Below are 12,867 nucleotides of genomic sequence, written 5' to 3'. Positions count from 1 at the left end.
CGCCCGGCAGCAGGGTGCTTCGCTATATGAAATCCTTACACCATGTCTTCGCCCGTGTGGATGACCGGCACGCGGATGGTCTTGTGGAACGGAATGAAGCGCGACACCACCGCTATGACCACCGTGATGACGGTGAGCCAACCCAGTATGTGCTTCAGCGCCAGCAGCGTGCTCTGTTGCTGCAAGGTCGTGTAGAGGGTGTTGGTGGCGAGTTGCATGGCCTCGTTGATGCCGTGTCCCGCCGCGATGTTGCCCGTGAGCGACGACGTGTAGCGCGAGGCAGCCAGTGTGTCGACCATCGTGAAGTGCTCGCTCAAGTCGCTCAGGTAACGCTGTTGCAGGTGGTAGAGCCAGTTGCTGTAGAGCGACGAGGCCAGCACGGGTGCCAGCACGGCGCGGAAACTGATGAGGAAGAAAGCGTTGCTCAGCATGTACTTCGGCTGCAGGTCTTCTACCACGAAGAGCCCGAAGGCAATGAGCAGCACCATCATGCCCAATCCGCGGAGAAAGAGCGGCAGGTAGAGCATCTCATAGCGGCTGTCCGGCGAAATGGTGAAGTAGAGCAGCCCGAAGAAGAGCGCAAAGCAGGCCATGCCTCCGGCAATGAGGAAGCGGAAGCGCCAGCGCTGCCAGCGGAACCACCAGAAGCAGAGGAAGGCGCCCAGCACGTAGCCCGGCAGCAACCAGACGTAGAGCGTGTAGGTGTGGGTGTTGTCTACGCGCAGGATGGAGGTCATGTAGTTGGTGAGCAGGCTGGTGGAGGTGCTGAACAACATGATGAGTATCATGTAGAAGTAACCCAGGATGGCTTTCCACTGCATCAGGGGCTTGAGGCTGACGTAGGGCGAGGGTGCGCGCAACTGCTCCCACAGGAACAGGCCGATGAGCAGCGGGCCGAGCACGATGTAGAGGTTGATGCGCGGCGAAGCCATCCAGTCGAGTATCCTGCCGTAAGTGATGACGTAGACCAACATCAGCAGGCCGGTAGATACGATGACCATCTCGCGGATGTGCAGCTCTTTCAGGGCAATACCCTTCGAGGGGCGGTCGTGGCGGAAGAGCAGGATGACTGCCAGGATGGCCAGCATGAGGAGCATCATCATGAAGTAATACATGTATTTCCAGTCGTAGTGGTAGGCAAGCAGGGCGGTGATGACCATCGAAGCCTGTCCGCCGCCGAACACCAGGGGGTAGAAGTAGGCGTAGAACTCGCTGCGCACGTCGCCGGGACTGAATATGAGCTTGATGCGCCGGATAATCCACAGCATGAGGAAGCCTTTGAGGAAACCGATGCAGAAGCTGAAGGCAATCATCAGGTCCGTGCTGTTCGAGCGGGCACACACCCAGCTGAGCAGGAATTGCAGCGTCAGGTCGACCAGCAGGAGCGACTTGCTGCTGAAGGCGTTGAGTATTTTGGGTACGATGGGATAGGCCACGGCCATGCCGGCGGCTGCGGCGTAGAACCCGATGGTGATGTCTTCGGTATAGGCGCCCAGCGTGTTGGATACCTCGACCATGCTGCCCGTGTAGGTGCCGTTGAGCATGGTGACCGGCAGCATGATGAGAAACACCGCAGCGATGCCTACCCAGTCGGGCAGTCCGCGGCGCAGCGGGATGTCCAGTTGTTGCAGGGTGAGCTTCATTGCCTCAGAGCCTCCGTCTCTACCATCATGCCGGCGCGTAGCTGTTTCATGTCGTCGGCCGACACGTCGTCGAACTCAATGCGCACGGGGATGCGCTGCTGCACCTTGACGAAGTTGCCCGCCGAGTTGTCGGTGGGTACCAGCGAATATTTCGAGCCGGTAGCTTCGGAGATGGCGGTGACGTGTCCGCGGAACACCTTTCCCGGCAGTCCGTCTACCTTGATACGCACCTCCTGTCCGATGAAGATGTTGGCTATTTGTGTTTCGCGGTAGTTGGCAGTCACCCATTTGTCGGTCTGGCGCACCAGGTACGACAGCGTTTGCCCGGCAGCTACGTACTGCCCGGTTTCCAGTGTACGCCGTCCCATGTATCCGTCGTAGGGCGCCGTCACCACGGTGTACGACAGATTGAGGTTGGCTAAATCGAGGGCCGCTTCGGCTCGGAGTATGCCTGCCTCGATGTTTACCTGCCGTTTGCTGGTCTCGGTGTATTGCGAGTGTGCGCTGTCCTTCTGGCGCAGCAAAGCCTCCAGTCGCGCCTGAGCGGCTTCGTAGTTGGCTTTGGCCTGTTCGTACTGCTGTTGGGGCACCGACTCTTCCTCCAACAGCCGCTTGTAGCGGTAGAAGTCCTGCTCGGCCTGCCACAGCATAGCCCTGGCTTCGGCAATGTTGGCTTCCTGCTCGGCAATATGTATCTGTGAGGCTTCGATGCCTGCGTGCAGCACCCCCTCGGAACCTTGAGCGTCGAGCAGGGCGGCACGGGCTTCTTTCTGACGGATGCGGTATTCGCGGTCGTCCAGCACGACGAGGGTGTCGCCTTTGTGTACGAACTGATGTTCTTTGAAACGAATCTCGCGCACATAACCTGCCACCCGCACGTTGACCGGTGCGATGTATTGGTCGATGAAGGCGTCGTTGGTAATCTCATAGTTGACGTAACGCCAGAAGTAAGTCACGGTCCATATCAGTCCGGAGCCTGCAATGAGCAGGCATACCGTATTGAGGATGATGTTGCGGCGCTTGCGTTTTTTCAAACGTCGGTAGCGCATTTCGAGGGTAGAGGGCATTATTTATTTACGTGTTAAGTAGTAAGTAGTAAACTTTAAGCATTAGAAATTGGTGTGCGAAGCCGTTTCCGTCCCGTTGAGAGGGCGTCCGGTTTCCTTCTTTTTCCCAGACCTACAGTTTTCCGGCTGCGCGCAGCAGTTCGTAGTACGTGTAGATTACCTGCGTGCGTGCCGTGGTCAGTTGCAGTTCGGCGTTGAGGCGCAGGTTGTCAGCATCCAGCAGGTCGGTGAGGATAGCCAGTTGGTTGAGATACCGGTTGCGCATGATGCGGTAGTTCTCATTGGCTTGCTTCACCGACAGCTTCAAGGCTTCTACCCGTTCCACGGCTTCCTGGTGCCGCAGGTAGGCATTGTGCACGGTCATCCGTATCTCCTGCTGCTTCAGTGCTTCGGCATTTCGTCGCAGTTCCACGGCCTGTCGTGCTTCGTTTATCCGGTGTTTGTTGCGGTAGAGGGCAGAGAGCGGATACGAGAGTGTGAGCCCGACGTTCCACGTGTTGTTGTAGAGGTCGTCCAAGGTGCGCGAGAGCGGCCGTGCCAAGGTGTTCGACGCATAGAGCGACAGTCGGGGCAACAGTTCGGCACGAGTCAGTCGGACATCGTTCTGTGCCAGTTCGGTCTGTTTCTTCAGCAGCAGCATGGCCGGGTCGTTGCCGTAGGCCTGTGCGATGTAGTCTTCGCAAGGTTCGGGGGCGTAGGCCTGTTGCAGCAAGGTCGTGTCGGGGTAGAGCAGCAAGTCTTCGTCCATTCCCAGCAAGATATTCAGTTGTCTGGATACGAGGCTGATGTCGTTTTCCGTCTGTTGCAGCGACAGCCGGTTGTCGGTGAGCTGCATTTCGCTGCGCAGCACGTCGTTGTTGGTTATCAGTCCCTCGCGCTTCATGCGTCGGATGTCAATCAGCCGTCGTTCCGACTCATCAATGTTTCGTTTCAGCACCAGGTGCTGTTTGTAGAGGCTGAATAGGTTGAGGTACTGTTGCAGCAGCTGTAGTTTGATGTCGGCCTGGTCGGTAGCCGTTTGCAGGGCAGCCGCTTCTTTTTGCAGGTCGCTTTGCCGGATGGCATATCGCAGCCTTCCTCCTTGGTAGAGCGGTTGGGTGAAGTCGGCGGCATAATTCTGCTGCCAGTCCGGAGCGTCGGGCCGTGTAGGTTCCGACAAGCCTCTTTGCCACACGACAGGCTGTCCTGTCATGGCCCCCCGCAGTCCGATTTGTATGTCGGGCAGCAAGTTTTTGCGGGCTGTCTGTGCGCGTTCGCCTGCCATGCGTTCTTGCAGCCGGTCGGCCTCCAGTTGCAGGCTGTGCTCCATTCCTTGTCCGAAGAGTTGCTCCAGGCTTAGTGTCAGGGTGTCGGTCTGGGCGTGTGTCAGCATAGGCAGCAAGAGCAGCAGGAAAGTGTGCAGTAAGGTTTGCTGAATGTGATTCTTAACCATATCTTTGTCATTATCCTGATTGTCGGGAGGCGCGTATTCGCTACGTGTCGGGTCCCTTCCATCTTTTTGTGGCTGCAAAGTTACGTTTTTTGCGTCAGATAAGCAAATGCCGGGTTGCGGTCTGCCTGCAAAAAAACGCCGGCATCCTCTTCGCGTGAGGACTGCCGGTCCGTATAGCCCTCGTTGCGGTTGGTTGAGCGGTATATAATCTTTATCGTTAATTATACTTTCCCTTGCGCATGGGTTTCCCGCGCAGCGCTTTCCAGCAGGGCGGGGCGCCTTTTCCACCGTGCTGCCAAGCGTTTCCCGTCGGGGGCGATAAGGCTTTGCCTGTCCGCGTGTCTGCCGGTCTTTTCGGTTCAGAGTTTGTGGCGCACGCCTATGTTGCCGACTGCGGTGCGCTTCAGGCCGGCGGTTCTCCGTGTCAGATAGTCTTCATCGGTGTTACGGGTCGGTTACCAAGCCGTGCCCAAATAAGATTTCCTGTTTCCTGCCGTTATTCGGGCCGAATCCTTTATCTTTGCATACATATATATTAATATGTGGAAAATCGGTAGAATCTGGCTCTGTTCTTTGTGGCGCCTGTTGGTGCCCCGCTGCTGTGTGGTGTGCGGCAATACCCTGCAAGAAGGCGAGGAAGTGGTTTGTCTCAGGTGCAATATGGACTTGCCCCGTACGGGCTATCACCTGAAGCCGGACAATCCCGTGGAGCGTGCGTTGTGGGCGAAGATGCCGCTGGTGCGTGCCTCTTCCTATGTCTATTACCGGCGGGGCGGGAGCTATGCCTCAGTGTTGCATCTGTTGAAGTATAAGGGCCGGAAAGACATAGCCTTGTCTTTGGGCAAGCAAGCTGCTGCCGAACTCATGCCTTCCGGTTTCTTCGAAGGTGTCGATGTGATAGTGCCTGTGCCGCTTCACCCGCGCAAGCAGCGGAGCAGGGGCTATAACCAGAGCGAATGGCTGGCACGGGGACTGTCGGCCGTTACCGGCATTCCGGTCGACGGGAAGTCGGTGACGCGCGATAAAGACACAGACACGCAAACCCACAAGTCGGTGATGGAGCGTCAGGACAATGTGGCGGGCATTTTTTCCTTACATGCTCCCGAAGCCTTTAAGGGCAAACACGTCCTGATTGTCGATGATGTGTTTACTACGGGAGCCACGGTCACAGCCTGTGCCGATGCCCTGGACGGAGTGGAAGGGGTGCAGGTCAGTGTGCTGACGCTGGCTGTGGCGGGCAGCTAAAGGGGAGGCTGCCTGGGCAAGGGCGCATACAAAAAAAGAGGAAAGCGGCGGCTCTCCTCTTTTTCTGCTCTTCGTCTTGGACTTGAACCAAGGACCCTCTGATTAACAGTCAGATGCTCTAACCGACTGAGCTAACGAAGAATATTGCATTTGGCATAAAGAGCTCTTCGTCTTGGACTTGAACCAAGGACCCTCTGATTAACAGTCAGATGCTCTAACCGACTGAGCTAACGAAGAGTGTTGTTTTTTCTCAAATGCGGTGCAAAAGTAATAGGATATTTTGAAATATGCAATATCTTTGCGGAAAAATTCGCGAAAAAAGACGAAATAAACGATTTTACCACTAAAAAAGTACGATATGAGACGATTTTTCAAGGTTCGCAGAGCCATTTTAGGGCTGCTGGCAGCTGTAGGAATAGTAGCCCTTTGGGGATTTGCAAGTGCTGACAGCCGGAGTTTTCAGATTGCGAAGAATCTGGATATATTCAACTCCATTGTAAAAGAATTGGATTTGTTCTATGTAGACACCATCGACCCCAATAAAACCATCCGCGAGGGAATCGATGCCATGCTTTATTCGCTGGACCCTTATACCGAATATTATCCCGAAGACGACCAGAGTGAGCTGGAGCAGATGTTGAAGAATTCTTATGGGGGCATCGGTTCCATTATCCGTTATTCGCCCAAGACACAATATACGGTGATTGCCGAGCCTTACGAGGGAATGCCTGCCGCCGAGGTGGGACTGAAGGCCGGCGACGTGCTGCTGGAGATTGACGGGAAGGACCTGAAGGGCAATCCCGATGTCAGCACCTTGCTGCGCGGACAGGTGGGAACCAGCTTTAAGCTCAAGGTGCAGCGTCCGGGCACGAAGAAACCGCTGGAGTTCGATGTGGTGCGGCGCTCCATCCAGTTGCCTATCATCCCTTATTACGGTATGGTGGGCGACAGCATCGGCTACATCAACCTCAGCACCTTCTCGGGCAATCCGTCGCAGGAGTTCAAGGAGGCTTTCCTGGAACTGAAGAAGCAGGGCATTGCCTCGCTGGTGATAGACTTGCGCAACAACGGCGGCGGATTGCTGGACGAGGCGGTGGAGATTGCCAACTTCTTCCTGCCCAGAGGCGATACGCTGGTGACGACGAAAGGAAAGATTGCTCAGTCCAGCAATATTTACAAGACTTTGCGTGAGCCGTTGGATTTGGATATACCGCTGGCGGTGCTGGTGAACAGCGTTACGGCGTCGTCTTCCGAAATACTGGCCGGTTCGTTGCAGGACCTCGACCGCGCCGTCATCATCGGCACGCGCACCTACGGCAAGGGCTTGGTGCAGACCACCCGCCAGTTGCCCTACGGCGGCACCATGAAGCTGACCACCTCCAAATATTACATCCCCAGCGGGCGTTGCGTGCAGGCCATCGACTATACGCACCGCAATGAGGACGGAAGTGTGGGACGAATCCCCGACAGCCTGACCACGGTGTTTCACACACGGGCAGGGCGTGTCGTGCGCGATGGAGGCGGCGTGACGCCCGACATCGAGGTGGAGGCCGAGAAGCTGCCCAACATCCTGTTCTATCTGGTTAATGAGAATCTGATTTTCGACTATGCCACGGATTATTGCCTGAAGCACGCCAGCATACCTGCCCCCGAACAGTTTGAAGTGACCGATGCCGATTATGCCGCCTTTAAGGAAAAGGTGAAGGCCGCCGATTTCAAATACGACCAGCAGACCGAGAAGATGCTGAAGAGCCTGAAGGAGATGGCAGAGTTTGAAGGCTACCTGGAAGGAGCCTCTGCCGAGTTCGATGCCTTGGAAAAGAAACTGCAGCACAACCTCGACCACGACCTGGATTATTTCGCCAAAGAAATCAAAAGCATGCTGGCCATCGAAATCGTGAAGCGTTACTACTACCAGCGCGGAAGCATCATCGAACAGCTGAAAGACGACCCCGACCTGAAGGAGGCCGTGAAGGTTCTGGGCGATGCCGACGCTTACCGAAGCATGCTGAGCGCACCCGAACAGCCGACAGACAGTATCTGACCTCTCTTTTTTCAAACTTGCATCAATGAAAACAAATCTTACGGAACTTACCGCCGAGGCGGTAGCTTTACTGAAATCGCTGATTGCCATCCCCTCTGTGAGCCGCGACGAGGAGAAGGCTGCCGACTGCCTGCAACAGTACATCGAATGCCAGGGTATGGAAACAGGGCGGCGAGGCAACAACGTGTGGTGCCTTTCGCCCATGTTCGACCTGAAGAAGCCTACGCTGCTGCTTAATTCGCACATCGACACCGTGAAACCCGTCAGCGGCTGGAGGCGCGACCCTTTCACCCCTGCGCTGGAAACCAACGGGAAACTCTATGGCTTGGGCAGCAACGATGCAGGAGCCAGTGTGGTCAGTCTGCTGCAGGCCTTCCTGCATCTCTGCCGCACCGCCCAACCCTACAACCTGCTGTTTCTGGCTTCGTGCGAGGAGGAGGTGTCGGGACAGGGAGGCATCGAGAGTGTGTTGCCCCAGTTGCCGCCCGTCGACTTTGCCATCGTGGGCGAGCCTACCGAGATGCAGCCTGCCATTGCCGAGAAGGGGCTGATGGTGTTGGACGTCACGGCCACGGGGCGCTCCGGCCATGCTGCCCGCGAGGAGGGCGACAATGCCATTTATAAAGTATTGGACGATATAGCCTGGTTTCGTGACTACCGTTTCCCCAAGGTCTCTCCGCTGCTGGGACCTGTCAAGATGAGCGTGACCGTGGTCAGTGCCGGCACGCAGCACAACGTCATTCCCGACCGTTGCACGTTTGTGGTCGACATCCGCAGCAACGAGTGCTATACCAACCGGGAGCTTTTCGACCTCATCACCCCGCATCTGAAGTGTGAGGCGCGTGCCCGCAGCTTCCGTCTGAGTTCTTCGCACGTGTCGCCCGAACATCCCGTAGTGCGCCGGGCCGTGGCGATGGGGCGCGTCCCCTTCGGCTCGCCCACTTTGTCCGACCAGGCGCTGATGCCTTTCCCGTCCATGAAGATGGGGCCGGGCAAGAGCAGCCGCTCGCATACAGCCGATGAATTTATCTTTGTACGCGAAATAGAAGAGGCCATCGGGATGTACATCGAACTGCTGGATGGCACCTCGCTGAAATAGAAGACTGGACGAAAGGCAGACTGTTGATAATCAGCAGTCTGCTTTTTATATAGATGCAGCACGCTGCTTGTCGACTGGCAGTATGCTGCTTATTGCTTGGCAATGTACCTCTCTTATAGTAGTGGCGGTTTCGGATTATCCGGGCTTCGGACTTTGTGGCTGTCCTTCCGTGCCTCCCATGTCCGGCGAACGTCATACCCGGCAGCCGTCATCGGGAAATCACCGGGCAATCCACTGTTCCGGGTTCAGCTTCTGTGTCTCCTTGCGTAGCTGGAAGTGCAGCACCGTGCGCCCTCCGTCGGCAGGGTCGGAGAACACCTCACCCAACGGTTGCCGGGTCTTTACATTGTCTCCGGCTTTGACGAGGGCCTGCGAGAGGTTGCAGTAAACGGAGATGTAAGCCCCGTGGCGCACCAGCACGTTGAACAAGCCGTTGAGTTGGAATACCGCAGCCACTTTCCCATTGAACACGGCACGTGCCTTTGCACCGGGTTGTCCCTGCAGGTCGATGCCCTTGTTGTCCAGCACCACGTTACGCATCACCGAATAGCGTCCGTAGTGGCTGACGATGAGGTAGGAGCCGGTGATAGGAGCGGGCAGCTTGCCCCGGTTGGAGGCAAAGGAGCCGGAGAGCTGGCGGTCGGCCCTGTCCAAGGTACTGGTTTCCATGGGTGCCGGTTGCTTTGGGGAGGCGGTAGCCTCTGCTTCCGCTTGTCGGCGGGCAGCCTCTTCTGCTGCCTTGCGCCGGGCTTCTTCCCGTCGGGCCTCTTCTTCGGCGCGTTTGCGTGCCTTTTCAATCTCTTCGGCTATCAGTCGGTCTATTTGTGCATTGAGCTGTTCGGCTTCTTGTCGCTGGCGTTTCAGTTCCTGCTGCAATCCCTTCTGCTGGCGTCGCAGGTCTGCCACAAGCGATGCCTTTTCTTTTTCCTGTTCCTCTAAAGCCGCCTGCTCCTTCTGTCTGTCCCTCAGCAGTTGCCCTTTCGATTCGCGCACTTCCAGCACCTCCTGGCGTTTCCGGTCGGTCTGCTTCTGCTTTTCGGTGATTTCCTTCCCCTGCTTGCGTTGGTAGTCGGCATATTCGCGCACGTAGCGCAGGCGTCGGTAGATTTGTGCCAGGTTCTTGGCAGAGAAGATAAACAGCAGTTTCTCTTCGATGGACTGATGCTGTTGCAGGTAGCGCACGGAGGCGGCATAGTTGTCTTGCTTCTCTTTGAGCTCCTTTTGCAGTGCGACGATTTGCCTTCCCAGCGCGGCGAGTTCCCGGTCGAGAGTTTCCAGGTCGTTGTTCAGCACCTGGATATATCGCTTGCGCTCTTCTATCTGTCCGGTCAGGGCGGCAAGTCCTTTCAGTTGGCTGCCCACGTTGCTGCTGGTTGTCTTCAGCATGGCTTCCGATTCTGCCATACGGCGTTGCAGCTCTTCCCGTTTGTTTTCCAGCTCCTTGATGGTCTTGTTGGACTGTGCAAGGAGAGGGACCAGCAGGCAAAAGCAGGCGGCGAGCAGGCAGAAGAATCGGCGTGTCATAGGCTCATCAGCAGATGCAGGAGTTCATACCACTCCACTTCCTGGTATTTGGACGAGAGGGTGGTGGGTGTCAGTTCTATGGGCCGGGTAGAGAAGTCCGAGAACTCTATTTTCCCTCCTTCGATAGAGGGAATGCCCAGCTGTTCGGCCGTAATCACCGTTTTGCCTTCCGGCGTGGCGGCGGCAAAGAGCAGCTTTTCTAAGTGGGCAAACGTGGCTTTCCGGGGCAACACGTCCTTCAGTTCTTTGCGGGTGGCATGCACGTAGCGCTTGCCCATGCGGTCCACCAGCAGGAGGTCGTCCGGAGTTACCTCGATACGTGCCACCTCGGTGCGCAGGATAGGCATCAGAAACGAAATCTGCATCCGTTCGCCGCGCACCAGCTTCAGGGTGCCGTTGACCGTCAGTACCGATTGCTTGCTGGGCACGGTCAGCTTGACCTTCGACGACAGGCAGGTGCTCTCCTTCGAGAATCCCGATTCACCCCGGCGCGAAGTTTTGCATCCCGCCAGGCATACCAGCAGGGCAGCCAGCATCAGCACCAGGCGGAACGCCCGCGGGTGGTTTCGTCGGTCGTTCCGTCGGTTCTTACTTGCCGTCATGTTGCATGGCCTTCTCTCCATCTTCATTGTCTTTGTAGGGGACATATTTCTTTTCGTTAATCTTCTTCTCTATTTCTTCGGTGCGTATGCCCATTTCGCGGGCCTTCTTCCACAGCTCTACGGCTTTCTCCGTGTCGCCCGTCATAAAGTAAATGTCTCCGGCGTGTTCCACTACGCCGGCGCTTTTCTCTTCGTTGCTCAGCAGGGCGTCATCTATGTAGATGCGGGCTTCGTCGTATCTGCCTTTTTCGAAGAGAATCCAGGCGTATGTGTCCAGATAGGTGGCATTCTTCGGTTCGGCCTTGATGGTCTTGTAGCTCATCTCCTCTGCCCTGTCCAGGTCGCGCCTTTCCAGCGATAGGTAGTAGGCATAGTTGTTCAGTGCAGGGATGTTTTCGGGGTAGTACACCAAGGCCGAGTCGTAGGACTCATACGCTTTTTCGGACATCTTTTTGGCGTAATAGGCATCGCCCATGATGGTAAAGAAGTCGGAGATAACCTCCTTCTTGGTGCCTTTGCGTGCCTGTTGCAGCGCCTTGCGACACGTGCTGATGACATCGTCGTTGCGTTCGTCCTGGTTGTAGGCTATGGCTAAGTAGAAGTAGAACTCCGGTTTGTCGGGGTTGGCCACCACTCCGCCTTCGCACAGTCGGGTCACCTCCTTGTAGTCTTCCTTTTTGATAGCCTCGCCCAGCAGGGTCATTCGTGCCGCCGTGTTGGTAGGGTCGATGTCGAGCACCTGGTGCAGCACGGGCTGTGCCTGCTCTTCCATGCCTTTTGCCAAAAGATATTGAATGTAGAGCATCGGCAGTTGCGCATTGTCCGGTTCCTCTTGCAAGATGCGGTCGAAGAGCCGGATGATGCGAGTGCTGTCGCCGTCGGCCTGTTCGTTATCTATGATGAGCTGTCGCATCACCAGCAGTTTCGTGTCCGACGCAACCTTCCGGTTCAGCAGCAGAGTGTCCAACTGCTGTTGGTAGCGTTCTTCCTGTCCGGTCTTCTTATAATAGTCGGCCAGCGAGTAAAGCGCCATGGGATTGTCCGGTTCCTGCTTCAGCACCTCGGTGTAGATGTTGTAGGCCTCCTTTTCCTTCCCGTTTTGCAGGTAGGCATCGCCCAATATCACCCGGTAGCGTGTGTCCATGGGATATTCCTTCACCAGGCTTTCTATTTCGTGGAAGGCGCGTTTGTTATCTTTCTTTTGCAGGTAGATGCGGAATTTCTCCATGGTGAGCGCCTCGTTCTTCCCCATGCGCTGTTCCAGTTGGTCCAAGATGCCCAGCATCTTGTCGTAGTCTTCAGCCCGGTTGTACAAGTCCAGCAGGTTATACAGCGGGTCCGGCTTGTCGGTGAAGCGGGCAGCCATGTCTTCCAGCAGTGCCGTGGCTTTTTCGGTTTCATTTTCTTTCTGATACAAGCTGGCCAGTGCCTGTGCGTACCAGTAGTTGTCCGGCTCGTAGGTTACGGTCTTTTCCAGTTCCTGCAAAGCCTTGTCATCGTCTTTCAGGAAGAGGTAGTACTGCGCCAGTTCGTAGAGGGCAGACGGTGCCTTCGGGTTGATTTCGAGGCAGTGTTGCAACAAGTCGAAGGCTGCATCGTATTGCCGTTGCGCTTTCAGCCGTAGGGCCTCCAGGTAATAATAGTCATATTTGCGCTGTTGCTCTTCGGTGAGCGGTCGGTCTTGCGCGGTGGCAGGCACCCAGGCTGTGGCAATCCACAGCAGGACGACTGTTATCCGGAGCGTGATGTTTCGTAGAGTTCTCATGTTGTTTATTTTTCTCCTGTATGTCCGAAGCCGCCGGCCCCGCGTTCTGTTTCGTCCAGTTGTTCCACTTGTAGCCAGGCTGCCTGTTCGTGGCGGGCGATGACCATTTGCGCGATGCGCTCCCCGTCTTCGACGACGAACGGTTCGTTGGAGAGGTTCACCAGGATGATGCGTATCTCGCCGCGGTAGTCGGCATCAATGGTGCCCGGCGAGTTCAGCACCGTGATGCCTTTTTTCAAGGCAAGGCCGCTACGCGGTCGGATTTGTGCCTCGTAGCCGGCGGGCAGGGCGATGTAAAGCCCCGTGGGCACCAGGCAGCGTTGCAGGGGAGCCAAGGTGATGGGACTGTCTAAGTTGGCACGCAGGTCCATGCCTGCCGAGAGGGCGGTGGCGTAGGCGGGAAGCGGGTGCTTCGAGCGGTTGACTATGGGAATGTTCTGCATAAG

At 56.3% G+C, this 12,867-nt stretch carries 10 protein-coding genes and 2 tRNA genes; 3 read left to right on the top strand and 9 right to left on the bottom strand.

The window, feature by feature from the left end; translation table 11 throughout:
* Nucleotides 1-35 precede the first annotated feature (35 nt).
* From B5F34_RS00160 to B5F34_RS00150, 3 genes are all read right to left on the bottom strand, one after another.
* Nucleotides 36-1,643, bottom strand: coding sequence for an MFS transporter (locus B5F34_RS00160; protein WP_087333801.1), 1,608 nt, complete (start codon nucleotides 1,641-1,643; stop codon nucleotides 36-38).
* Complete coding sequence (locus B5F34_RS00155) at nucleotides 1,640-2,710, bottom strand: HlyD family secretion protein (RefSeq protein ID WP_087333799.1); 1,071 nt, start codon at nucleotides 2,708-2,710, stop codon at nucleotides 1,640-1,642. The genes B5F34_RS00160 and B5F34_RS00155 overlap by 4 nt, the downstream gene beginning before the upstream one ends.
* A 112-nt stretch (nucleotides 2,711-2,822) precedes the next feature.
* Nucleotides 2,823-4,082: a TolC family protein gene (locus B5F34_RS00150; RefSeq protein ID WP_239448730.1), complete on the bottom strand. Its 1,260-nt coding sequence runs from the start codon at nucleotides 4,080-4,082 to the stop codon at nucleotides 2,823-2,825.
* A 600-nt stretch (nucleotides 4,083-4,682) separates the two neighbouring features.
* Between B5F34_RS00150 and B5F34_RS00145 the strand changes: the two genes are divergently transcribed.
* The gene (locus B5F34_RS00145; RefSeq protein WP_087333797.1) at nucleotides 4,683-5,387 is read left to right on the top strand and encodes a ComF family protein; all 705 of its coding nucleotides are present in this window, start codon (nucleotides 4,683-4,685) and stop codon (nucleotides 5,385-5,387) included.
* Between the two features lie 67 nt (nucleotides 5,388-5,454).
* Here B5F34_RS00145 and B5F34_RS00140 read toward each other — a convergent pair.
* Nucleotides 5,455-5,528 (bottom strand) — tRNA-Asn (locus B5F34_RS00140).
* A gap of 22 nt (nucleotides 5,529-5,550) precedes the next feature.
* Nucleotides 5,551-5,624: transfer RNA gene (locus B5F34_RS00135), tRNA-Asn, on the bottom strand.
* 121 nt (nucleotides 5,625-5,745) lie between these two features.
* On the opposite strand from B5F34_RS00135, the gene B5F34_RS00125 reads away from it, so the two are divergent.
* Both B5F34_RS00125 and B5F34_RS00120 read left to right on the top strand, forming a co-directional pair.
* Entirely contained in the window at nucleotides 5,746-7,431 is a 1,686-nt protein-coding gene (locus B5F34_RS00125; RefSeq protein ID WP_087333792.1) for a S41 family peptidase, read from the top strand.
* Between the two features lie 25 nt (nucleotides 7,432-7,456).
* The gene (locus B5F34_RS00120) at nucleotides 7,457-8,530 is read left to right on the top strand and encodes a M20 family metallo-hydrolase (RefSeq protein WP_087333790.1); all 1,074 of its coding nucleotides are present in this window, start codon (nucleotides 7,457-7,459) and stop codon (nucleotides 8,528-8,530) included.
* A 219-nt stretch (nucleotides 8,531-8,749) separates the two neighbouring features.
* On the opposite strand, the gene B5F34_RS00115 is transcribed toward B5F34_RS00120, so the two are convergent.
* Genes B5F34_RS00115 through dut form a run of 4 tightly spaced genes read right to left on the bottom strand, consistent with a single transcriptional unit; the run spans nucleotide 8,750 to nucleotide 12,864 of the window.
* A complete protein-coding gene (locus B5F34_RS00115) occupies nucleotides 8,750-10,054 on the bottom strand; it encodes a peptidoglycan DD-metalloendopeptidase family protein (RefSeq protein ID WP_087333788.1) in 1,305 nt (434 codons plus the stop codon).
* A complete protein-coding gene (locus B5F34_RS00110; protein WP_087333786.1) occupies nucleotides 10,051-10,656 on the bottom strand; it encodes a DUF4292 domain-containing protein in 606 nt (201 codons plus the stop codon). Before B5F34_RS00110 ends, B5F34_RS00115 begins: the two co-directional genes overlap by 4 nt.
* A complete protein-coding gene (locus B5F34_RS00105) occupies nucleotides 10,643-12,421 on the bottom strand; it encodes a tetratricopeptide repeat protein (protein WP_087333784.1) in 1,779 nt (592 codons plus the stop codon). Before B5F34_RS00105 ends, B5F34_RS00110 begins: the two co-directional genes overlap by 14 nt.
* A gap of 5 nt (nucleotides 12,422-12,426) precedes the next feature.
* On the bottom strand, nucleotides 12,427-12,864 hold the full coding sequence (gene dut, locus B5F34_RS00100; protein ID WP_087333782.1) for a dUTP diphosphatase: 438 nt from the start codon (nucleotides 12,862-12,864) through the stop codon (nucleotides 12,427-12,429).
* Between the last annotated feature and the right edge of the window lie 3 nt (nucleotides 12,865-12,867).

Source organism: Mediterranea sp. An20 (assembly GCF_002160055.1).
GTDB lineage: Bacteria > Bacteroidota > Bacteroidia > Bacteroidales > Bacteroidaceae > Bacteroides > Bacteroides avicola.
Note: the sequence above shows the minus strand (reverse complement) of the source record. Positions and strands in the feature narration are given on the sequence as shown.